Source organism: Mycobacterium paraense (assembly GCF_002101815.1).
In the GTDB taxonomy this organism is placed as follows: Bacteria; Actinomycetota; Actinomycetes; order Mycobacteriales; family Mycobacteriaceae; genus Mycobacterium; species Mycobacterium paraense.
In genome coordinates this window covers 20,179-42,461 of record NZ_LQPM01000012.1, presented here as the reverse complement: position 1 = coordinate 42,461, position 22,283 = coordinate 20,179, and the positions used below count along the sequence as shown (strand labels likewise).

17 protein-coding genes and 1 pseudogene are annotated in these 22,283 nt (G+C 67.0%); 8 read left to right on the top strand and 10 right to left on the bottom strand.

What is annotated here, in order from left to right; all coding sequences use genetic code 11:
- The first annotated feature begins 64 nt into the window (after positions 1-64).
- Complete coding sequence (gene uvrA / locus AWB89_RS11600) at positions 65-2,968, top strand: excinuclease ABC subunit UvrA (RefSeq protein ID WP_085173707.1); 2,904 nt, start codon at positions 65-67, stop codon at positions 2,966-2,968.
- A gap of 70 nt (positions 2,969-3,038) precedes the next feature.
- Here uvrA and AWB89_RS11595 read toward each other — a convergent pair whose 3' ends face one another.
- From AWB89_RS11595 to AWB89_RS11585, 3 genes are read right to left on the bottom strand one after another with little or no spacing between them, the layout of a single operon-like run.
- Positions 3,039-4,217: a winged helix DNA-binding domain-containing protein gene (locus tag AWB89_RS11595; RefSeq protein ID WP_085173705.1), complete on the bottom strand. Its 1,179-nt coding sequence runs from the start codon at positions 4,215-4,217 to the stop codon at positions 3,039-3,041.
- 1 nt (position 4,218) lies between these two features.
- Entirely contained in the window at positions 4,219-4,452 is a 234-nt protein-coding gene (locus tag AWB89_RS11590) for a hypothetical protein (RefSeq protein ID WP_085173703.1), read from the bottom strand.
- 9 nt (positions 4,453-4,461) lie between these two features.
- Complete coding sequence (locus AWB89_RS11585; protein ID WP_241520473.1) at positions 4,462-4,890, bottom strand: DUF6653 family protein; 429 nt, start codon at positions 4,888-4,890, stop codon at positions 4,462-4,464.
- A 608-nt stretch (positions 4,891-5,498) separates the two neighbouring features.
- Here AWB89_RS11585 and AWB89_RS11580 point away from each other — a divergent pair.
- The gene (locus AWB89_RS11580) at positions 5,499-6,215 is read left to right on the top strand and encodes a hypothetical protein (RefSeq protein WP_085094782.1); all 717 of its coding nucleotides are present in this window, start codon (positions 5,499-5,501) and stop codon (positions 6,213-6,215) included.
- Here the strand turns inward: AWB89_RS11580 and AWB89_RS27755 are convergent.
- A pseudogene (locus AWB89_RS27755) lies at positions 6,190-6,354 on the bottom strand (diguanylate cyclase domain-containing protein); the annotation flags it as partial. The gene AWB89_RS11580 and the pseudogene AWB89_RS27755 overlap by 26 nt on opposite strands.
- Before the next feature lie 431 nt (positions 6,355-6,785).
- Here AWB89_RS27755 and AWB89_RS11565 point away from each other — a divergent pair.
- Positions 6,786-7,385 carry a class I SAM-dependent methyltransferase gene (locus AWB89_RS11565; protein ID WP_085094784.1) on the top strand — a complete coding sequence of 200 codons (600 nt, stop codon included), beginning with the start codon at positions 6,786-6,788 and terminating at the stop codon, positions 7,383-7,385.
- Positions 7,386-7,445: 60 nt separating this feature from the next.
- On the opposite strand, the gene AWB89_RS11560 is transcribed toward AWB89_RS11565, so the two are convergent.
- Complete coding sequence (locus AWB89_RS11560) at positions 7,446-9,326, bottom strand: putative bifunctional diguanylate cyclase/phosphodiesterase (protein ID WP_085173698.1); 1,881 nt, start codon at positions 9,324-9,326, stop codon at positions 7,446-7,448.
- A 128-nt stretch (positions 9,327-9,454) separates the two neighbouring features.
- Positions 9,455-10,825 (bottom strand): cytochrome P450, encoded by a 1,371-nt coding sequence (locus AWB89_RS11555; RefSeq protein ID WP_085094788.1) that lies wholly within the window; start codon positions 10,823-10,825, stop codon positions 9,455-9,457.
- A 298-nt stretch (positions 10,826-11,123) separates the two neighbouring features.
- On the opposite strand from AWB89_RS11555, the gene AWB89_RS11550 reads away from it, so the two are divergent.
- Positions 11,124-11,903: a class I SAM-dependent methyltransferase gene (locus tag AWB89_RS11550; RefSeq protein ID WP_085173796.1), complete on the top strand. Its 780-nt coding sequence runs from the start codon at positions 11,124-11,126 to the stop codon at positions 11,901-11,903.
- A gap of 26 nt (positions 11,904-11,929) precedes the next feature.
- Here the strand turns inward: AWB89_RS11550 and AWB89_RS11545 are convergent, their stop codons facing one another.
- Positions 11,930-14,062 (bottom strand): Rv1355c family protein, encoded by a 2,133-nt coding sequence (locus AWB89_RS11545; protein ID WP_085173696.1) that lies wholly within the window; start codon positions 14,060-14,062, stop codon positions 11,930-11,932.
- A 50-nt stretch (positions 14,063-14,112) separates the two neighbouring features.
- Positions 14,113-14,778, bottom strand: coding sequence for a TetR/AcrR family transcriptional regulator (locus AWB89_RS11540; protein WP_085173794.1), 666 nt, complete (start codon positions 14,776-14,778; stop codon positions 14,113-14,115).
- A gap of 129 nt (positions 14,779-14,907) precedes the next feature.
- Between AWB89_RS11540 and AWB89_RS11535 the strand changes: the two genes are divergently transcribed.
- Positions 14,908-15,615, top strand: a complete 708-nt coding sequence (locus tag AWB89_RS11535) for a dienelactone hydrolase family protein (RefSeq protein ID WP_241520472.1) — start codon at positions 14,908-14,910, stop codon at positions 15,613-15,615.
- A 12-nt stretch (positions 15,616-15,627) separates the two neighbouring features.
- Here AWB89_RS11535 and AWB89_RS11530 read toward each other — a convergent pair whose 3' ends face one another.
- Positions 15,628-17,115, bottom strand: a complete 1,488-nt coding sequence (locus AWB89_RS11530) for an alpha/beta hydrolase (protein ID WP_193791360.1) — start codon at positions 17,113-17,115, stop codon at positions 15,628-15,630.
- A 76-nt stretch (positions 17,116-17,191) separates the two neighbouring features.
- Positions 17,192-20,533 carry a bifunctional lysylphosphatidylglycerol synthetase/lysine--tRNA ligase LysX gene (gene lysX / locus AWB89_RS11525; protein ID WP_085173692.1) on the bottom strand — a complete coding sequence of 1,114 codons (3,342 nt, stop codon included), beginning with the start codon at positions 20,531-20,533 and terminating at the stop codon, positions 17,192-17,194.
- Between the two features lie 446 nt (positions 20,534-20,979).
- Between lysX and infC the strand changes: the two genes are divergently transcribed.
- Genes infC through rplT form a run of 3 tightly spaced genes read left to right on the top strand, consistent with a single transcriptional unit; the run spans position 20,980 to position 22,283 of the window.
- A complete protein-coding gene (gene infC, locus AWB89_RS11520; protein ID WP_085094856.1) occupies positions 20,980-21,585 on the top strand; it encodes a translation initiation factor IF-3 in 606 nt (201 codons plus the stop codon).
- A gap of 51 nt (positions 21,586-21,636) precedes the next feature.
- Positions 21,637-21,831 carry a 50S ribosomal protein L35 gene (rpmI, locus tag AWB89_RS11515; protein WP_066911302.1) on the top strand — a complete coding sequence of 65 codons (195 nt, stop codon included), beginning with the start codon at positions 21,637-21,639 and terminating at the stop codon, positions 21,829-21,831.
- Between the two features lie 56 nt (positions 21,832-21,887).
- Positions 21,888-22,283, top strand: coding sequence for a 50S ribosomal protein L20 (gene rplT / locus AWB89_RS11510; protein ID WP_085094796.1), 396 nt, complete (start codon positions 21,888-21,890; stop codon positions 22,281-22,283).

The following is a 22,283-nucleotide window of genomic DNA, read 5'->3' as shown; positions in this document are numbered from 1 at the left end:
GCATGGAATGCGCCGTGCGCATTAACCGCTGCACTACCGAAAGCATTCACTGAAAGAGGCACCGGTGGCTGACCGCCTCATCATCAAGGGCGCCCGCGAGCACAACCTGCGGGGCGTCGATCTCGACCTGCCGCGCGACGCGTTGATCGTGTTCACCGGGCTGTCCGGGTCGGGCAAGTCGTCGCTGGCGTTCGACACGATCTTCGCCGAGGGCCAGCGCCGCTACGTCGAGTCGCTGTCGGCGTACGCCCGCCAGTTCCTGGGGCAGATGGACAAGCCGGACGTCGACTTCATCGAGGGGCTGTCCCCGGCGGTGTCCATCGACCAGAAGTCGACCAACCGCAACCCGCGGTCGACCGTCGGGACCATCACCGAGGTCTACGACTACCTGCGGCTGCTGTACGCCCGCGCGGGCACCCCGCACTGCCCGGTCTGCGGCGAGCGGATCGCCCGCCAGACGCCCCAGCAAATCGTCGACCAGGTGCTGGCGATGCCGGAGGGCACCCGCTTCCAGGTGCTCGCCCCGGTGGTGCGCACCCGCAAGGGCGAGTTCGCGGACCTGTTCGAGAAGCTCAACGCCCAGGGCTACAGCCGGGTGCGGGTCGACGGCGTGGTGCATTCGCTGACCGATCCGCCGAAGCTGAAGAAGCAGGAGAAGCACGACATCGAGGTGGTGGTCGACCGGCTCACCGTCAAGGCCAGCGCCAAGCAGCGGCTCACCGACTCGGTGGAGACCGCGCTGAACCTGGCCGACGGCATCGTGGTGCTGGAGTTCGTCGACCACGAGCACGACGCCCACAACCGCGAGCAGCGGTTCTCCGAGAAGCTGGCCTGCCCCAACGGGCACGCGCTGGCCGTCGACGACCTGGAACCGCGGTCCTTTTCGTTCAACTCGCCCTACGGCGCCTGCCCGGAGTGCACCGGCCTGGGCATCCGCAAGGAGGTCGACCCCGACCTGGTGGTGCCCGACCCCGAACGCACGCTGGCCGAGGGCGCGGTGGCGCCGTGGTCGACGGGCCACACCGCGGAGTACTTCACCCGCATGATGGCCGGGCTCGGCGACGAGCTGGGCTTCGACGTCGACACGCCGTGGCGCAAGCTGCCGGCCAAGGCCCGCAAGGCGATTCTCGAGGGCTCCGACCACCAGGTGCACGTGCGGTACCGCAACCGGTACGGCCGCACCCGGTCGTACTACGCCGATTTCGAGGGCGTGCTGGCGTTCCTGCAGCGCAAGATGGCGCAGACCGAATCCGAGCAGATGAAGGAGCGCTACGAGGGCTTCATGCGCGACGTGCCCTGCCCGGTGTGCGAGGGCACCCGGCTCAAGCCGGAGATCCTGGCGGTGTCGCTGTCCGCCGGCGGGCGCGGCAAGAAGTCCATCGCCGAGGTGTGCGAGCTGTCCATCTCGGACTGTTCGGACTTCCTCAACGCGCTCACCCTGGGGACGCGTGAGCAGGCCATCGCGGGGCAGGTGCTCAAGGAAATCCAGTCGCGGCTGGGCTTTTTGCTCGACGTCGGGCTGGATTACCTGTCGCTGTCGCGGGCGGCGGCCACGCTGTCCGGCGGCGAGGCCCAACGCATCCGGCTGGCCACGCAGATCGGCTCCGGCCTGGTGGGCGTGCTCTACGTGCTCGACGAGCCGTCCATCGGCCTGCATCAGCGCGACAACCGTCGGCTCATCGAAACCCTCACCCGCTTAAGGGATTTGGGCAACACGCTGATCGTCGTCGAGCACGACGAGGACACCATCGCCCACGCCGACTGGATCGTCGACATCGGCCCCCGGGCCGGCGAGCACGGCGGCGAGATCGTGCACAGCGGAACCTACGCCGACCTGCTGGCGAACAAGGACTCGATCACCGGCGCCTACCTGTCGGGCAAGGAGAGCATCGAGATCCCCGCGATCCGCCGGCCCGTCGACCGGCGCCGCCAGCTCACCGTCGTCGGGGCGCGCGAGCACAACCTGCGCGGCATCGACGTGTCGTTCCCGCTCGGGGTCCTCACCTCGGTGACCGGGGTGTCGGGCTCCGGCAAGTCGACGCTGGTCAACGACATCCTCGCCACGGTGCTGGCCAACCGGCTCAACGGCGCCCGGCAGGTTCCCGGCCGGCACACCCGGGTCACCGGGTTGGACCACTTGGACAAGCTGGTGCGGGTCGACCAGTCGCCGATCGGCCGCACGCCGCGGTCCAACCCGGCCACCTACACCGGGGTGTTCGACAAGATCCGCACGCTGTTCGCGGCCACCACCGAGGCCAAGGTCCGCGGGTACCAGCCGGGCCGATTCTCGTTCAACGTCAAGGGCGGTCGCTGCGAGGCGTGCACGGGCGACGGCACCATCAAGATCGAGATGAACTTCCTGCCCGACGTGTACGTCCCGTGCGAGGTCTGCCACGGCGCCCGCTACAACCGGGAAACCTTGGAAGTGCACTACAAGGGCAAGACCATCTCCGAGGTGCTGGACATGTCTATCGAGGAGGCGGCGGAGTTCTTCGAGCCGATCACCGGCATCCACCGCTACCTGCGCACGCTCGTCGACGTGGGGCTGGGCTACGTCCGCCTCGGCCAGCCCGCCCCGACGCTGTCCGGCGGTGAGGCGCAGCGCGTCAAGCTGGCCGCCGAACTGCAGAAGCGCTCCACCGGGCGCACGATCTACATCCTCGACGAGCCCACCACCGGGCTGCATTTCGACGATATCCGCAAGCTGCTCAAGGTCATCAACGGCCTTGTCGACAAAGGCAATACGGTCATCGTCATCGAACACAACCTGGACGTCATCAAGACGTCGGACTGGATCGTCGACATGGGGCCGGAGGGTGGCGCCGAGGGCGGAACCGTTGTGGCCCAGGGCACTCCCGAGGACGTCGCGGCGGTGCCCGAAAGCTACACGGGCAAGTTCCTGGCCGACGTCGTCGGGACACCCGCGCCACCGCGGCGCGCGACCCGCCGCCGCAAAGTGACGGCCTAACGCGCGGGGCGTCGAGACTGCGCCCAGCGCTTCACTTTCGACGATTTCCGCGCTCTGTGCGCAGGCTCGATCAGCCGGACACCGGCCCGGCTTTCGACAGCGGCGACGGGAAGCGGGGGCTGATCCGCACGCCGTCCAGCCACGAGGTCAGCTCGTCGGCGCGGCGCTGCAGGGCGCGCCGTCCGTCGCGACCGGGATCCTCGAGGAGCTGCACCCGCACGCGGGCGCCGTCGTCCTGGTACCAGCCGCCCACCACGCGTCCGTTCCACCACGCCGTCGGCCCGGCGTTGCCGTTGCGATCGAACACCCGGTCGCGATGGTCCCCGAGATACCACTCCCGCTGAAACCAGCCCATGGTGGTGACGTCCAGCCCGGGCAGCAAGGCGCACCACGGGGGCGCCGCGGGCTCGGGATCGAGGTCGTCCGGCAACGCCCAGCCGGTGCCGCCCTGCAGCTCCACTTCCACCGCTCCGATCTCGCTCAGGGCCTGCCGGGCGGCGGTCAGCGTGGTGCCGAGCCACCACTTGATGTCGGCGGTGGTGGCGGGCCCGAACGCTGCCAGCCACCGGCGGGTCAGGTCGGCCTGCGCGGCGTGTGGGGGCGGGGCCTGCACGGGCGTGCCGAGCCAGTCCCCGGTCCTGGCCCAGCGCGGCCGCGACGTGGTCCACGGCCCGTCGTTCGGCCCCCGCACGATCTCGCCGCGCGCGGAGAGCACCGTGAGCACCCGCGGGGCGAGCGGAACCCGGCCGCCCCAGGGTTTTCCTGGTGCCGGGTCGTAGCTCCCGGCCAGCTCGGGCAGCGCCGCCCGCAATTCGGTGCTGCTCGCCGGCCCGCTGTCGCCGAGATGGCGCAGCACCGCCGCGCAGGCGCGCTCGAGCCAGCGCTCGCCGTCGGCGGCCACACCCGCCTTGCGCACGTCGGCGGCCAGCCGGCGCCGTTCGTTCTCGGCGACCCGTGCGCTGGAGGCCGACTGGATCATGGGCAGGTCGTCGCTGCTGACCAGCCACAGCGTTCGGCGCATCGCCAGATGCCGGAGCGCGGAGCGTTTCCGGTACAGCTGCGCCTCGAGGTCGGCGGTCACGAAACCGGGGGAGCGCGCCCACAGCGACAGGTACGGGGTCGCGGGGTCGGTCGCGTGCAGGCCCACCAGCCCGCCGATCATCCGCGTCAGCGGCGCTGGGTCGTCCGTGGAAAGGAAATGCCTGCGCGCCAGGCGGTTACGCCGCTCGTCGATGGAAAATGCGCGCACCTCAACGCTCGTCGGGGCGCATCGACTCCCGGATCTGCTTCAACCGCTCCGCCGCCGCGCGCTCGCGCTCCTCGTACTGCTCTTCGACCGAACGGCCCTCCGCCGTGTCGGCGTCGAGCTCGGCCGCGCCCTGGGCGGTCGCATAGCGGGACTCGATCTTCTCCCGGACGGATTCGAACGTCGGCACGCCGGCCGCGTCGTACCCGGGGTCGGGAGTCGTTGGTTCGTCGGGCATGCCGTCACGCTACTGCGCGTGGCGATCGAAATAGCGCACCATCTGCTGCCAATACACCAGGGTGAGCGCCATCTGCACCGCGACCGCGATCGCCGCCGGGAGCCGGCGGTGACGCAGGGCGGCGACGAGGGCGCTCAGCGCGGCAACGGAGGTCACCGCGCTGACGAGCACGGCCGCGTCCCGGGGCCGACGGCTGATCCACAGTTCCTCGCCCAGCATCGCCCTGGTTGACCAGGCGCGTTCGTGCGCCGGCTTGCCGAAGACGAACGGGTTGGCGGCGAACCACAACGCGACCAACGCCGCGTGGCTCCAGCGTCGTGTCCACACTGGCACCAGGGTCAGCGGCGTGCTCGCCCAGCGCGTCCAGGCGCTCCACGGATTGCAGTGCCGCGCGAAGATCGCCCGCCGGACACGCGCCACGGTTGGCCACCTGGTCACAACGTCGATTCTGCCCTCGCGGGCCGGGTTTTCGCGAAGCGCCGGCGGCCGCTCGACCAAAAGGGAACAGTTGCCAAACATCGACCCGCAAAATCGCTCGGCTCCGCAATTCTGCGTCTTGGCCGACGACCTACCGGCGCGTTCCAAAATCGTGGGACCCACGAAAATCGGCGCAGAACCCGCTCCATTCCGTCGGTCGGCGGCAGCAAACCTGCGGCGTCCCGACGCCGCAACTTAGGGAATCCACAGGTAGAACCCATCATCGCCGTGCTGTTGAATCATCAGCGTGAGAAGGGGCCGGGCTGCCTTATGCGATGGTCATCGCCGCCCGCGGAGCAACAAGGCCGGCGCGTGACGCGATGGCCGACCCGGACGCGGCCGGCGAAGTGACTAGCGGTCGCCGACCAAGCAGCCCATACTGCATCCACGGCCGCAAACTTTCCGCGCGTTGCCGATTACTCATCGGTAGCGCTAACGGTTTGGCGATGGAAAGCGATCAAGAAAATAAATACCGCGGGTTATTTGTGGCGCGGACATTTTGGGAAATAATTCAAGACGCGTCCGACTAAATAGTCCGGCAGTCACGCTTAACAGTTGAAGGGATACCTATGGCAGCGGCACAGCTCACGAGTGCGGCGATTAAGGGCTCGTGGTTGGAAGGGGGAGCGGGCTGGCGCGATCAGGCGACAGGGTGTTGGGTCGCCGCGTCCACCCCGGAAGCGGATCCCGAGCTGTGGGAGCAATATCTGGACGGCGCGTTCCAGAGCTATCGTCGGCACGGACTGGAATGGGTGCTCGATGTCGACGCGGTCCGGGACGGCACCGACACGGCGCTGTTCTTCGCGGCGATCGACCCGGGCGGGCGGGTCGTCGGAGGAACCCGCGTCGTGGGGCCGCTGCAGACGCCCGAGGATTCGCACGCGCTCGATGAGTGGGACGGCAACCCCGGCGCTGCCGTGCTGCGCTACATGATTGCCAACCGCATCCCGTTCGGTGTCGTCGAGGTAAAAAGCGCTTGGGCCAATTCCCAGGAGTACGGCAGCCGGGCGCTGTCCAGGGTGTTGGCCCGCACCGCGCTACCGATGATGACGCTGATGGGTGTCCAGTTCGTCATGGCCACCGCGGCGGCCCATGTCTTGGAGCAGTGGCGATCGTCCGGGGGCGTGGTGGCCTCGCGGATACCGGCGGCCGCCTACCCCAACGACAACTACCGAACCAAAGTGATGTGGTGGGATCGCCGCACCCTTGCCACGCACGCCGAGCCCGATCAATTCAAGCTGATGTGCGCCGAGGACGCGGTCATCCTTGGTCGTGCTTCGGCTTAGAACAAGGTGCGCTGGCGCGATCACCAGCCGAATGACCGAGTGTGTCGTTGCTGCGTTTGAAGTTGTAGAGGTCCATCATTACCACCGCCAGGTGGCTGTCGCCCCGCGGCGGATCCGTCGAGCGGCTGCTGACCGCCTCGGTGAACGCCCGGGTTCAGCAGGCCGGTGAGGGAATCCTCCTGGGAGCGAAGAGCATACGTTCCATGGTCCGAGAGATGCCCCAAATCCAAAGGGGCTGCCGGCGGGTGGGCCGGCGCGTCAGGCACCACAACGTCACGGCGGCGGTGAACGTGCCGGCGAATCCGCCGGTGATCACCTCGGCGGCGCTGGGGTGATGTTGGCCGGGCAGCACGGTGAGTGGCACCAGGGCCGACGAACCGGCGATGACAGCCTTGATGGTTCGACCGAGAGCAGCATCCCGTGCTGGCGCAGATACCTCGTCGTCCAGTCGTACAGGTCCCGCTCGTTCCACCACGCCTTCAGCCGCGACATCATTCAGCGAGCCTTTCTGCGAACTCGCACCAGCGGCCGCGGCGCGCGCACGCGAGTGGGAATGCCATGATTGCGGCTATGGCTTCTCGACACACGCGATTTCGGTTGTTTTACCGCATCGGCTTCACGCCCTGGGAAGGTCATGCGATCGGGCAGACTTTGCGCGATCTGGTCGAGGGAACTGCCGATACGCCTGCGCTGCCCACGGGCTCGGCGCTTGACCTCGGATGCGGAACCGGGGATTGCGCCGTCTACCTTGCCCAACACGGGTGGAAAGTCACCGGGGTTGACTACGTCGCGAAGCCGCTCGAGAAGGCGCGTGCCAAGGCCCGCGCCGCCGGTGCTTCGGTCAACTTCGCCCGTGCCGATGTCACCCAGTTGAGCCACGAGGGGATCGGCACTGGTTTTCAGCTGATCGTCGACAACGGCTGCATCCACAACATGAGTAGCGCAGATCGTGATGCGTACGCCCGGGAAGTCAGCGCCGTGGCGGCGCCCGACGCGCGGCTGTACATCGTCGCGTTTCCTCCCGGCGGGAGGTTCGGGGTGCCGGGGGTCGACCGCACCGAAATGGAACGGCGATTGGCCGCCGGCTGGACGCTGCTGGCCAAGGGTGACGAGCGGGAGCTCGACGACAAGACGCCAACGTACTACTACCTGTTTCAACGCCGCCCTTAAACGTCCATCCCTTATGGGTGCGGTAGGAATTGGTCGCCAAAGGCCCCGCATCCCCCGGTTCTAGACAACGTCCTTTCTGGGTCCTTCGGGCTGCAGCGCATCGCTCGCGTCGGAGAAGTCCATCGGTATGACGCGCTTGGCGAGCAGCGACTCCATCGCCGCGCTGTCGAGCGGCCGTGACAGCAGAAAGCCTTGCGCCCGAAAGCAACCCAGGGCGAGCAGCGTCTTGGCCGCCGCCACCGTTTCGACGCCTTCGGCGACAACGTCGAGCCCGAAGGCGTCGGCCAGCGCCAGTGTCGACCGCACGATCGCCAGGTCACCGGCGTTGCTGTCCAGATGGTGGACGAACCCCTTGTCGATCTTGAGTATGTCGACCGGTAGAGACTTCAGATAAGTCAGAACACTGTAACCGGTGCCGAAGTCATCGATGGCGATCTGCACTCCGATGTCTTTCAATCCGAACAGCGTCTTGCGTGTGGCGTCGATGTCCTGCACCACCACGCTTTCGGTGATCTCCAGGCACACCGTGTTGGGGTCGAGGCCGAACTCTTCAATGGTGGTCGCGACCGTGTCGATGATGCCATCGGTGACGAGCTGCACAGGCGACACGTTGATACGCAACACGGCCCCGCGTCCGATATTGCGTGATCGCCAAAGTCCGAATTGCGCACATGCCGCCCGCATCACGAGACGACCCAGTTTGGCCCCGAGGTTGATCGATTCGACCACTTGGATGAACGAATCGGGCATCAACAGTCCGAGAGTGGGATGTTGCCAACGGATTAGCGCTTCCGTGCCGAGGATTTCACCAGTGCGCATGTCGAACTCAGGAAGGTAATGGAGCACCATGGCCCCGCCATTACCGTCGATCATCCCTTCCAGGTACAGTTCGATGTCATTGCGGATCATGTTGGTTCTCAACATCTCCGGGCTGAAAGTTGCGACTGCGTCGCCGCCTGAGCTTTTCGCCGACCGGAGGGCCTGGTCGACCCGGCGCAGTAGATCCGAGGTGCTGTCCTCTCCGGGTTCACCGGATGTCACCCCGATACTGACCGTGCGGGTGAGCATCTCGCCGTCGATCACCACCTGCTTGTGGACGCGATCATGCAGCGACTGGGCGAAAGCTTCGGCGGCCTCGACATCCAATGACTGCCCGGGAACGACAACGAACTCATCACCGCCGAAGCGGCCAATGGCCGCGGGAATGTCTGTGGCCTCGCGCAGTAGCCTCGCGAAGGCCTCGATGAACCGGTCGCCAGCGCTTTGACCAAGGTGATCGTTGATGACTTTGAAGCGGTCCAGGGCGAGAAACACGACCGACACCGGGCCGGGCTGCCCGTGGGCGAGCCGCTGGTCCAGGTACGCGATCAGCGCCCTGCGGTTGAGCAGGCCGGTCAGGTCATCGTGTTCGGCGAGATAGTGGAGTTGCTGTTCGGCGACGGTGCGGCCCTGCAGCTGAGCGAACAGCGCGGCGATCGCCTGCAGCGCGTTGAGCTCTTCTGGTAGCCATTCACGGTCTCCGAGCTTGCCGAAGGCGAGCGTGCCTGTGGTGACGTCGCCGGACAACAGCGGAACGGCGGCCAGCGAGACGGCCGGAGCCCCGGTGCCCTCTTCGATGCGGTGCTGATAGTCAGCGTTCTCCGGCTGGGGACGCACCACTTCGGGCACCTTGAGGTGCTCCGTCTGAGCGAAGATGGAGTCGGCGTCGGCGAAATACACCAAACCGATCGGGTCGGGGTCGACGTTGCGCGGCGGGAATTCGGCGATGAGTATCGTCGCGCGGATGGTGTGATCGTTATGGCGCAGGAAGCTGAAGTCCACGCCCAGGTCGCGAACCAGATTGCCCAGCACGCGTTGGCTGATCGCGGCCGAGTCAGCCGCGGTGGCCGCCATCAATTCGGCGGCGGCAGCGGTGACCAGGTGGTCCAGTGTGCCCGACATTGCCCCATTACCGTAGCGGTAACTTCACCGCCGCGTCGGCATTGCATAGCGGTTCTAGCAAATTAGGCCAACGTCACATCCGGCCGGCCAGGTCTCGAGTCCGCCGAGCGAGCGCTCGTTTCAGGCGGCTAGCGACGAGGTCGAACGCGAGCAGGGATCGGACCCCCGGCGATCATGGTGAAGTGCAATGCAAGCGGAAATTCGTCCTCGAGAGATTGGACTTCGACTCTACGGATAAGCGTCGCCAAGGCGAGTGTGACCTCAAGCATGGCGAAATGGTCGCCGATGCACGACCGCGGCCCGCCGCCGAATGGCACGTATTGCCAGCGATCGAGAGCTTTGAAGTTCGCCGGGCTGAACCGCTCGGGGTCGAATCGAAGTGGGTCGTCCCACAGCTGCGGGTCGCGTTGTACGGCCATTCGCCCCACGATGAGCATGGTGCCCTTCTGCACCCGGTAGCCGCCCACCTCAACATCCCGGCAGGCCATCCGCGTCCCCGTGGGCGCCGGGGGGCACAGGCGAAGCGATTCCCGTATCACCTGGACCGTATAGCCCAGTTGTGGAATGTCGTCGGACGTCAGCGGCCGATCCGGCAGGGCCGCCACTTCGGCGGCGACGCGGTCCTGGCAGTCGGCGTGGTGCCCGAGGGCCCACAGTGCATACGTCAACGCCGTCGTCGTGGTGTCGTGGCCGGCGAAGAGGAACATGACCAGTTCGTCGCAAATCTCATCGTCGGTTAGGCGTTTTCCGGTCTCTGGATCCTCGGCTGCGAGGAGCGCGTGCACCAGTGGGGCGACTCGTGTCGGATCGGCGCGACAGTCTCGCAAAATCTCCTGCGTCAGGGCATGAAGTTTGGCGCTTGCCGCCCGCGCCCGCCGACGCGCGGGCGTGGGCAACCAGCGAGGGGCGCGCAGCGGGCTCGTCGCGCGCCTGACCGCGTAGGCCAACGCGATCCGCAACGGCTCGACAACCTCGTCGGCCCGCTCTTCCAGATCGAGCCCGAGCACTGATCGGCCAAGCGCGCGCAACGTGATGGTGCGGCATTCGGCGTCCAAATCGATCACGGCATCCTCGGGCCACTCTTCGCTCACCGCCTGAGCCGCCTGCTCCATGTGACCGCCGAACTCACTCACGCGCTGCTTGGTAAACACCGGCTGCAGGGTGCGCCGACGCGACTTCCACGGCTCCCAGGGAAGATCGGTGAGGCTGGCGCCGATGATGTGGCGCACCTGTTCGAAGACCGGGGTGGTCTTGTCTACAGAATCGTCCTTGGTACTGAGGATGTCGCGAATCGCTTCCGGAGACGTTGCCAACACCATCGGGGGCATGAGCCACCGTGGCCCCAGCGTGAAATAGCTCACCCGCCCCCCGGCATCGCGCAGCCTCTCCGTCCCCGTGCTGAATTCCCGCACCGCCGCGAGGCGCTGACGAAAAGGCATCGGGTTCACCGGCGGGAGGGGCAACGACTTGACTCGGTCACTCGCAAGCGTCTGAACCACGCCTACCTCCCGCGGATACCGGTGCCGATGCGGATTAAAGAACCGCGCAGGCGAAAGCTTACCGGTGCCCGCTGACCCGGCAAGTACTTCGCGGCATCCGTTTTGGGAACCTCGAAAACCAGCGCGCACCCACGGGAAAGCTGGAGTCGGGTTAATAATCATTTAGGTCAGTTCGGCTTGGTACCGACCATCCCACGAGAGGTTGAGGGTGAAGAGAATTCGGCCGCTATGGAGGATGCCTGGGATCGTTTTGCGTGAGCTGTCACATCCAGTGGGGCGCCAGCGTATTCCTGAGCCGATGGTGGTGGATGATCCGGAGTCGGTGGCGCAGTTTCACACCGGCGGCGCAGCCAACCCGGGGATCCGTGCGGTCTACGATTTGTGCGCTCGCGCGCTTGATGCGCTCCTGCCACCCGACGGTCATCTGCTGGATCTCGGGGTCGGGTCAGGACGCGCGTTGAGCGCAGTCCTGCGCCGACGGCCCGATGTTCGGGCGACCGCTGTCGATCTGGCCCCCAACATGCTGTCCACGGCGCAGGAGCTGTTCGACGCCGAAGGCCTAAGCGAGCGCGTCGAACTGCTGCGGGCTGACATCACAGCGCTGCCGGAGGCGATTGCAATGCGTCGTTGGGACGCCATCTCCTGCATGTGGACACTGCATCAGCTACCTGATTTCGACACGTTGCGCGGCGCCCTCAGCCAGATCGCCGACCTTCAACGCCGCAGCGGAGCCGCAGTATGGATCTCGGACTTTCAGCGGCTGCGCGACTCGACGGCCGCCCCTAGGATGCTGCAGATCGCCGATCCCGCGTCACCGGCCGTCCTGCGCCAGGATGCAATTGCCAGCGAGGCGGCGGCTTTCACCATCGCTGAGCTATCGACAGAGCTCGCCGCCGCTGGACTGCACGGAATGCACCGCGGTCATTCGACTCCCTTGCCCTACCTGCAGGCGTACTGGATGTTCGGTGCCCGGGGTAAACCAAACGCATTGAGCGGTGCGGATGACGCTCGGTTGCGCGGGCCGGCCCGCCGCGAATCGGCTTTGTTGCGCTGGGGATTCACCGCGAAACCGTTTTGATCCGGCGGTCGCCCGACAACTCCGCATCACCGACGCTGCGAACGGACCCGGCTCAGGCTGCGGCGACTCGGTACCGACGTCGGCGGTGCGGTGGTAAACCTGAAGGTCAGCACGATAGATTCCTCGGGGTCGGTCCCCACCACGCGCACGAAATCGCTTTGCAATCGCTCTAATTCGGCGGCAAAGCCAGGCGACAACTCGTTGAGATCGGCAGCGTTGCGGGCATGCAAGAAGACCGGTGATAACGGCCGGACGGCGAGTCCTTCGCGCTGGGCAAGGATCCATACCGCCTCAACGGCTGACCCGCCACGCGCGTAGTCGGTAAGACGCTCTCCGGTCACCGTGATGACTGCCAGCGCGGAGCTGGCGTTGACCTCGTCACGCATGCCGTCGCCCAGCGCGCTGCCGGCGTTCCATTCGGCAAGGTAAGCCATGACGTCGGGCCGGCGAACGACATCCAGCAATGCCAAGTCGCTGGCATCGAGTTCGAGGCTCTTCACGTCAATGCCGGTGTCGGGGTCGGGGTCTCGAGGCCAGCGCAGTTCCGAAACCATCTCCTTATGCAGCTGCGGTGTCAGGTACCGGATACGGTCGGCGGCACCGAAAATCGTTGCCGCCCGCGAAAGGTCATCGTGATCGGTGAGTAGGCGCAGACGCGCGCCTTCACGCTCGGCTGCGGCGGCGAGTAGCTTGATCGTCTGGTCGTCGAGCGGTTGAGGCGTTCCGCGGTGGCGGTTGGTCTCGCGTGCGAGCATCGGCTCATAGAGATCGGCGAGGGCGCGGTCGTCGCCGTTTTCGAAGTGCATCGTCGCTCGCAGTGGAACCCCGTCTATGTCTTCGGAGACGCTGACAGGTCCGAGCATTCCCCGGGCGGCGGCAGCGATTCTGACGTTATACAGGGCGGCGCCCATTGAGACGGCGCTGCCGCGGAAGCCGACGTCCATCGTTGAAGAATGTTCTGTGGCAACGCTTATGGTGATTTTGGTTGGCTCCGCGTCGATGTACCACGGCTGGCTGTTTCCCCCCGACGGGGCCCGCAGCGCGGCAGCGACGATCGTGTCGTCCACCGTGGCCGGGGCCGACGGGCCGCCCTGCCCTATATCAGGCGCTGGGCGATGCTCGGCCGTCTCGACTTCGTCGAGTTGATCGAGTGCCCAACCCATGTCGATGCGGCACCGACCGGATTTCAGCTCTTCGCCCAGCCCGATTCTGCGCACGGCTTCGGCCATCGCTGAGGCGCCCACGATGACATCGGATGCCAACTGAGGCCAGGTCGACAGCGATCGGTCGATCTCGATCAGTGATGCGGCTGTGCGGGGGGACACGCGTTCGGCTTCGTCGTAGCGCAGCATGTAAGGGATCTTTTCCCGGGTGCTCATCGCCGAGAGAAGGTCGACGTTGAGCTCGCCCAGCAACCCGTGCAGGATAGGGCGTTCCGGTTCGTGATCGAAGCGCTCGACATCGACCCTGCCGCGGTCGCTCGTCGCCATCACCACCGGGATCCGCCGGTCACGAGCCGCCATACGCAGGGCGACCTTCATGTCGAGCGAATCACACTCCTCGACGACGATATCGAGGCCATCAAGGAACGCGTCAACGTTGTCCGCGGTGACTCCGGCGTCGAACACATCAACCGCCAGGTAGGGGTCGAGCTCAGCGATCCTGCGTGCCGCCACATGCGCCTTGTTCAGCCCAAGGTCGAAGACCGTGGCGGGCACCCGATTCAGATTCGACAGTTCCAAGTGATCGAAATCCGCAAGCCGGATCCTGCCGCACAATCCCTGCACCGCCAGGGTGTGAGCGATGACATGGCCGACGCTGAGACCCGCCACGCCGATGCTCAGCGAGCCGAGCCGGGCCTGCTCGCGCGCGGTGATGTTGTTTCTGTTGCGATCAAGTCGCAGCGCCCGAAACCCCCTCGGGCCCAGCACCGCAACGGCGGCCCGGCGCCACGGATAGTACGCCCACCGGGTCCGTTCGCCGAGGAGCTCCGAATCCGGCGCCGGCCGAAGGCCGCGCAGATCGGCCAACTGCGCGTCGATCCGGTCGATGAACTCGACGACGGGATCGTCTCGTAGCCGCTGCAGCACCAGACCGTCGTCGGGCTCGCCGGGGTCGAGAATTTGTGCGCCGTACGCGGTTACCTCGGGCTCGTCCATGGTGTTTCGTGTATAGCACCTGACCGACGACGCGGGCTGGGCTTGGCCGCTCACCAAGCGATCACGTTGTCATCAGGGGGGTCGGTCGGCTCGAGGAACTGGCCTCGCCGTATCAGGCTGGTGACGGCGGCGTCCCAGCGTCGCAGCTGTTGCTCCGTGAAGAAAGACTCGCCTAGGTAGAGCTCGATGTACGGATGCAGAATGATGGCGCCGACGCGCAAGATGAGCGGGTTGAGTACTCCCCAATCGGGATCCAGGTCAGGTCGGAGCGTGCCCTGCTCCATGAACTGGTCGCCCTGGCCGGCGCTGATGCCAACCAGCCCGTTGAAGATGACCGAACCCAATGCGCCGCCCTCGGCGAGCGCGCGCCCGAGATAGGTCATGACGTCCGGACGTTCCAGCATCAGCGCGGTCAGCCGGCGCCCGGCTTCGTTGAGCCCGTCGGCGGGCGGCTCGGGCGGGGCGCTGGGTTCCAGTGCCTCACCGACCACCTGCAACACGTGCTGGTCGACGGCAGCGCTTAGCGCGGCCTTGGTGCGGAAGTGGTGCTGCACCAGCCCAATCGAAACCTCGGCGGTCTCGGCGACCGTGCGCAGCGACGTGGCAGCGATACCGCGAAGACCAAAGCAGCTCAGCGCGGCGTCACGAATCCGCTCCTTGGCCGACGGCTCGCGCGGCTCGGGCGGGTCGTAAGGAAAAAGGCGGGTTGGTCCCACGGCCGGACAATACACCCACATCGCGTTACGATATGGGGGTATCGGATTACCATATTCCCGTATCGTTCCCGCACTTGCGTTCTGTCAGAGCCCGCGGCATCCGAGACAATATCTGGGGGGATCCGCGCAGTGGTTGAAGTCATCTATGTGGGCGCCAACGGCAACCTGCCCGGCTATCTGGCCGTCCCCGACGGGCAGGGCCCGTGGCCGGGCGTGGTGGTGGTCCAGGACGTTCTCGGCATGACCGCGAACCTGCGACAAATCTCGGATCGATTCGCCCACAACGGTTACCTGACGCTGGCCCCGGCGCTCTACGACGGCCGCGATCCCAAGATCGGGTGCGTGATCAGCACGATCCGCGCGCATCTCGCCGGCCACGGCCGCGCCCACGACGATCTCGTCGCAGCCCGCGATCACCTCATCGCCGACGAGCGGTGCACCGGCAAGGTTGGGCTGGCCGGCTTTTGCATGGGCGCTGGGTTCGTCTTGCAGCTCGCTGCCCGGGGCCTCTTCAATGCGACGGCGCCGAACTACGGCCTGCTCCCCAAGGACGTCGAAGCGCTGCGCGAATCGTGCCCTCTAGTGGGAAGTTTCGGCGGGAAAGACCCCATCGTCCGGCGGGGCACGGCAGCCCGACTGGAAGCAATTTTGGCGGAAGGCGACGTACCGCGCGACATCAAGGAATACCCCGGCGTCGGCCACAGCTTCATGAACGACCACGCCGTGCCCGCGCCGATCCGGATCATCGCGGGTCTGACCGGGATGGCTTATTCCGAACCCGAGGCGGAAGACGCCTGGCGGCGGATGGTCACTTTCTTCGATGAGCACCTGAAGTAACGACGGTGGCGGCTACTTGCCGGCGGTGCTCGACCGCTCGGCCGGGACCACCACCTGGTTAGGCGGCGCGGACGGGGCGGACACCGTGGGCAGCGGGGTCCGCGCGACCCCGGGGGTGCCGAGCCGGCCGGCCAGCCACGGCAGCGCGGCCGCGAAAGCCCTGTCCGCAAAGGGCCAGTCGTGTTTGCCGGGCTGGGGGAGTACCGCGCAGTCGATGCCGTTGGCGCGGCCGAGCGCGCACAGCGAATAGGCGGCCGCCGTCTGGTTGCTCGGGTTGGCCGCGGCGTCGCGACTGACGAGACGCAGCGCGCCGGCGTCGGTTACCGACGGGTCGCGCCGCGGTGCGGGCGGGCCGTCCGAGGAGATGGCGAACCAGCCGGCCACGTCGCGGTACGGGCCGTGCCGGTTGATCACCGTGGTCGGGTCGAATGCCGCCCAGGCCTCGGCGTTGCCGCCGAACAGCCGGGCGATGGTCTGGGCCTTGGTGCCCGCGTTGGGGTAGAAGTCGCCGGCGACGTCGACGAACGCGCTGAACATCTCCGGGTGCATGACGGTCAGGTCGACGGCGCAGGTCCCGCCCATCGACCAGCCGGCGACGCCCCAGTTGGACCGGTCGGGGCTGACGCCGAACTTCGAGATCATGTAGGGGACAACGTCCTTGGTGAGGTGGTCGGCCGCGTTGCCGCGAACGCCGTTGACACATTCGGTGTCGTTGTTGAAGGCGCCCCCAGAGTCGACGAACACCAACACCGGCGCCTTGCCGGCGTGCGCGGCCGCGAAGTCGTCGATGGTCTTGACGGCGTTGCCCGCCCGCGTCCAATCCGCGGGCGTGTTGAACTGCCCGCCGATCATCATCACCGTCGGCAGCGCCGGTGGCGGGCTGCTGGTGAACCATTCGGGCGGCAGGTACACCAGTTCACCGCGGTGCTTGAAATGCGATGCCTCCGAAGGGATCACCACCGGCACCACGCTGCCGTGCGAAGGGCGGGCCCGCTTTGCGACCATCGCCGTAACGGTGGCCGGGTCCGTCTGGTCGGGCAGGGGCCCGGAGGTGAGCTGGCTCCACGCCGCCTGCACGGTCGGGAAGTAGCCCACCCACAGGTTGAGCGTCAGCGCCGCGCAGAGCAAACACAGCGGAACCGCGAGGGCGGTCGCGCCGCGGCGCCACGGCGGCGCGCTGCGCCAGCCCAGCACGAGTATGGCAGCGGCGAGCCCGGTCAACGCGATCCACACCCACAGTCCCGCCGGCGCCGGCTCGTCGGACAGGCCGCGATCGACGATGTACCAGTGCGTCACATAGGCCGCGGCGCCGCCGAGCAGGCCCGCCAGCGGCAGCCAGATCGTCCGCCACCGCCGTGACCTCCAGCCGACGGCCAGCGTCAGCACGACGGCGGCACCGACTTGGACCGTCGCGGGCACCCAGCCGTGCATCAGGGAGGTGTGACTACTCGCCAGCAACTGCGCGGTGGGCAGGGGCGTCGGGGCGGTCACGGGACTCATTGTGATGGATCGTTAACCTGCCCGGAACATAATCGCCGAATGTCCGCCCCGACGCCCGGAGGAGTTCAGGGCTCGTTCAGTGCGGCTTGGCCAGCGGAAATGGCAGGGTCTCGCGGATGCTGCGGCCGGTTATGAGCATGACGAGCCGATCGATGCCCATGCCCATCCCGCCCGTGGGCGGCATCGCGTATTCCATGGCTTGCAGGAAGTCTTCGTCGAGCTCCATCGCTTCGGGATCCCCGCCGGCGGCCAACAGCGACTGCTCCTGCAGCCGGCGCCGCTGCTCCACCGGATCGGTCAACTCGCTGTACGCGGTTCCCAGCTCGACGCCCCACGCCACCAGGTCCCACCGCTCGGCGACGCCGGGCTGGCTGCGGTGCGGCCGGGTCAACGGCGACACCGAGGTGGGGAAGTCGATGTAGAACGTGGGCTGCTCGGTCTTGTCCTCCACCAGGTGCTCGTACAACTCGAGCACGACGGCGCCCGAGTCCCAATGCGCGCGATAGGGAATGTGCACGGCGTCGGACAGCTTGCGCAGGGCCGCCAGCGACGTCTCGGTGTCGACGCGCTCGCCGAGGGCTTCCGACACCGCGTCGTACACGGTCTTCACCGGCCAGATGCCGGAGATGTCGACCGGCTCTAGCCGTCCCTCGGTGCCGTCGCCGCCGCCGCGGGGCCGCAGCACCGTCTGCTCGCCGTTGGCGGCCTGCGCAGCGTTCTGGATGAGCTCGCGGCAGCCATCGATCCACACCTTGTAGTCGGCGTGCGCCTGGTAGGCCTCGAGCAGGGTGAATTCCGGATTGTGGCTGAAGTCGACGCCCTCGTTGCGGAAGGCCCGGCCCAGCTCGAACACCCGCTCCACGCCGCCGACGCACAACCGCTTCAGGTACAGCTCCGGCGCGATGCGCAAGAACAGGTCCATGTCGTAGGTGTTGATGTGGGTGACGAACGGCCGGGCGGTGGCGCCACCGTGGATCTGCTGGAGGATGGGCGTCTCAACCTCGATGAAGCCTTTGGCGAACAGCGTTTCCCGCACCGACCGCAGCACGCTGCTGCGGGCCTTGATCAGGTCGCGCGATTCGGGATTGACCGCCAGGTCGACGTAGCGGGTGCGCACCCGCGCCTCGGGGTCGGTCAGCCCCTTCCACTTGTTCGGCAACGGCCGCAGGCACTTACCGATCATCCGCCAGTCGCGCACGATCAACGAGCGGGTCCCGTTCTTGCTGTAGCCCATGTGCCCGGTCATCTCGACCAGGTCACCGAGATCGATGGCCGCGGTGAAATCGGCGGTGCGGCTGCGCTCGAGGTGCGAATTGTCCAGCAGCACCTGAAGTTCGCCCGACCAGTCACGCACCTGGGCGAACAGCACGCCGCCGTAGTCGCGGATCCGCAGGATGCGGCCGGCCACCGACACGCTTTCCGCGTCGTCGGCGTCCAGCGCGCGGACGATGGTGTGGCTGGGCGGGGTTCCCACCGGGTACGCGTCAACGCCGTTGCGCTGCAAGATCTTCAGCTTCGCCAGGCGCACCCGCACCTGCTCGGGCAGGCGGGCCCGGGACTCCTCCGCTTCGGCGGCGCTCGCGCCGCGCTGCAGCCCGCTCACATCCGGCGCCGACCCGTCGTGATGCAACAACCCCGACTCGGCCAGCCTGGCCGGGACGGCGGGGTGATGCCCGGTGTGCGTCTTGCGCCGGCTGAACGGGAACACCAGGAACCCCTCGGCCAGGGCGGAGGCCACGCCGACGCGGGGAATCAGGCGGGCGTCCTCGTAGCAGGCGTAGCGGGGAACCCAATCCGGTTGGTACTTCATGTTGGAGCGGTACAACGTTTCCAGCTGCCACCACCGGGAGAAGAACAGCAAAAAGCCGCGCCACAACCGCGCAACCGGGCCGGCGCCCAACTGGGCGCCTTGCTCGAACGCGGAACGGAACATGGCGAAGTTCAGCGAAATGCGAATGATGCCAAGGGTTTCCGCGTTCAGCGTCAGCTCGCTGACCATGAGCTCGATCGTGCCGTTGGGGGATTGCGGGGAACGGCGCATCAGGTCCAGCGACACCCCCGTGCTTCCCCACGGGACCAGCGAGAGCATCGCGACCACCCGGCCGTCGCGGTCCAGGGCCTCGACCAGCAGGCAGTCCCCGTCGGCGGGATCGCCGAGCCGGCCCAGTGCCATGGAGAAACCGCGTTCGGTCTGGGTGTCGCGCCAGGCGTCGGCGCGCGAAATCGTGTCGGCCATCTCGTCGGCGGAGATGTCGCGGTGCCGGCGGATGCGCACCGTCAGCCCGGCCCGGCGGGCCCGCGTCACCGCCTGGCGCACCCCGCGCATGTCGGGGCCGGACAGCTTGAAATCGGACGCCCGCAAAATGGCCTCGTCGCCGAGCTCCAGCGCGTTGAGGCCGGCCTCCCGATACGCCTGGGCGCCCTGCGAACTGGCCCCCATCACCCCGGGCGCCCAGCCGTAGGTCTGGCACAGGCCCAACCACGCATCGATGGCCTGCGGCCACGCCCGCGGATCGCCCACCGGGTCGCCGCTGGCCAGGCAGACGCCGACCTCGACGCGGTAGGTGATGGCGGCCCGGCCGCTGTGGGCGAACACCACCGACTTGTCGCGGCGGGTGGCGAAGTAACCGAGGGAGTCGTTCTTGCCGTACAGCTCCAGCAGCCCGCGGATGGCCGACTCGTCCTCGCCGGTGAGCGCGTTGTCGGCGCGCTGGGACTGGAACAGCACGATCGTCGCCGCGATCAGCGCGAGCGCGCCGAACAGCCCGAAGACGGCGTTGAGCAGGACGTGCGGGCGGCCGGTGAACGCGTCGGGATCGACCAGGGAGAACCCGACGACCCGGTTGACCACGTACCAGAAGCGGGAGTCGGGCGCGAGGGTGCCCGGGAACATCTCGACCAGGCCCCAGGAGGCCAGGATGCCGATCACCCACCCGGTGAACAGCACCGCGGCCGCCTTGAACAGGGCGGCCTTGCGGACCTTGGCCCAGAACTGGCGATAGGACAGCACCAGCAGCACGATCGCGACGATGTGCAGCGCGAAACCGAGGTTCTCGCCGAAGGATTCGGCCGGGGTGTTGTCCCCGGCGGCGATGTCGGCGGCGTTCAGCGCGGCGGCCAGGATCATGTTGCCGAGCAGCAGCACCCAGGCGATGCGTTTGCGCGCCGTGAGCGCGGCGGCCAGCAGGGCCAGCACGAACGACCACGCGATGCTGGTGTCCGGGAAGTTGAACAGGTAGTCGTTGATGAATTCGCGCGGGACCTTGATCAGCCACCGGATCAGCGGCGACACGCTGGCGACCAGTGACAGGGTCGCGATGACGCCGACCGTCCAGCCCGCCGCCGCCGGTACCCACCGATACCGGGAGTTCGGCTGGCTGCCCGAACGCGGGCCGAAGCGGGACGTAGCTACAGTCACAGACCGCGAGGATATGCCCTCAACCCATGAAAATCCTGACGAAGCGCCAAGAGCCGCGACGGGCAGTCGCGGGCGGCGTCGGCGCGGCGGCACCCGGGCGCCACCCCCGCCCGGCCGCCGACGTGCTGGAAGACGCCCCACGGCTGCTAAACTGTGGGCTGCGACCATCCCGGTGCACGCCGGGGAACAGTAAGTGGAGTCCCACTCCCACCGCTAGCCGCGACACAGGCTTCCAGCCTCGTTCCAGGCGACACGGTCCGGTCACAGGCATCGTGGATGCCTGTTCCGCGTAGCGCGGGCGGCTCGTACGAGCCGCGATCGGTCGGCATTGGGCCCTGCTTGTGCAGGGCTTTTTTGCTGGTGGTGCGGGTTTTCACCGCTGAATCTCCGACGGGCGTTTGGACTGGCCGCCACCGGAGAACCAGAAGCCCAACAAGGGAGGCCCCATCAGCACTGAGACCCGCGTCAACGAGCGCATCCGCGTACCTGAAGTCCGATTGATCGGCCCAGGAGGGGAGCAGGTAGGCATAGTGCGCATCGAAGACGCACTGCGCGTCGCCGCGGACGCCGATCTCGATCTCGTTGAAGTTGCCCCGAACGCCAGGCCGCCGGTCTGCAAGATCATGGATTACGGCAAGTTCAAATACGAGGCGGCGCAAAAGGCGCGCGAATCCCGCCGGAACCAGCAGCAGACCGTCGTCAAAGAACAAAAGCTGCGACCCAAGATCGACGATCACGATTACGAGACCAAGAAGGGCCACGTAATCCGCTTCCTGGAGGCGGGATCGAAGGTCAAGGTCACCATCATGTTTCGTGGACGCGAGCAGTCGAGGCCCGAGTTGGGCTACCGATTGCTGCAGCGGCTGGGCGCGGATGTCGCCGAATACGGATTCGTCGAAACGTCCGCCAAGCAGGACGGCCGCAACATGACGATGGTGCTGGCGCCGCACCGCGGTGCGAAGACCCGCGCCAGGGCGCGGCATCCCGAGGGACCGGGGAGCAGTGCGGCGACGGACGCCGACGCGGCGGAAACGAACCCGTCGGCCAACTGACCTGACAGCTCGAGCAAGTACGAGCAGTACGAGAAAGTAAGTAGAGGAAACATGCCCAAGGCAAAGACCCACAGCGGGGCTTCGAAGCGGTTCCGGCGCACCGGTAGCGGAAAGATCGTGCGCCAGAAGGCGAATCGGCGCCACCTGCTCGAGCACAAGCCCACCAAGCGAACCCGGCGGCTCGACGGCCGCACCGTGGTGGCAGCCAACGACACCAAGCGCGTCAACAAGCTGCTCAACGGCTGACAGCCGACCTAACCCAGACGAACCCATTACTGCCTGAACGAGAGTAGGAACATCCAATGGCACGCGTGAAGCGGGCAGTCAACGCCCACAAGAAGAGGCGCAGCGTCCTGAAGGCCTCGAAAGGCTATCGCGGCCAGCGATCCCGGCTCTACCGCAAAGCCAAAGAGCAGCAGCTGCATTCGCTGAACTACGCCTACCGCGACCGCCGCGCGCGCAAGGGCGAGTTCCGCAAACTGTGGATCTCGCGGATCAACGCGGCGGCCCGCGCCAACGACATCACCTACAACCGGCTGATCCAGGGCCTCAAGGCCGCCGGCGTCGAAGTGGACCGGAAAAACCTGGCCGACATCGCGATCACCGATCCGGCCGCGTTCACCGCGCTGGTCGAGGTCGCCCGCACGGCCCTGCCCGACGACGTCAACGCCCCCTCGGATTCGGGAGAAGCCGCTTAA

What these genes read in the sequence shown, in the direction of transcription:
- AWB89_RS11590 (WP_085173703.1), bottom strand. Translation starts at nt 4,452, where the DNA reads ATGCCCGACGAACCAACGACTCCCGACCCCGGGTACGACGCGGCCGGC.
- AWB89_RS11530 (WP_193791360.1), bottom strand. Translation starts at nt 17,115, where the DNA reads ATGAGTCCCGTGACCGCCCCGACGCCCCTGCCCACCGCGCAGTTGCTG.
- AWB89_RS11560 (WP_085173698.1), bottom strand. Translation starts at nt 9,326, where the DNA reads ATGTCGGGCACACTGGACCACCTGGTCACCGCTGCCGCCGCCGAATTG.
- rpmI (WP_066911302.1), top strand. Translation starts at nt 21,637, where the DNA reads ATGCCCAAGGCAAAGACCCACAGCGGGGCTTCGAAGCGGTTCCGGCGC.
- AWB89_RS11550 (WP_085173796.1), top strand. Translation starts at nt 11,124, where the DNA reads ATGGTGGTGGATGATCCGGAGTCGGTGGCGCAGTTTCACACCGGCGGC.
- rplT (WP_085094796.1), top strand. Translation starts at nt 21,888, where the DNA reads ATGGCACGCGTGAAGCGGGCAGTCAACGCCCACAAGAAGAGGCGCAGC.
- AWB89_RS11565 (WP_085094784.1), top strand. Translation starts at nt 6,786, where the DNA reads ATGGCTTCTCGACACACGCGATTTCGGTTGTTTTACCGCATCGGCTTC.
- AWB89_RS11545 (WP_085173696.1), bottom strand. Translation starts at nt 14,062, where the DNA reads ATGGACGAGCCCGAGGTAACCGCGTACGGCGCACAAATTCTCGACCCC.
- AWB89_RS11580 (WP_085094782.1), top strand. Translation starts at nt 5,499, where the DNA reads ATGGCAGCGGCACAGCTCACGAGTGCGGCGATTAAGGGCTCGTGGTTG.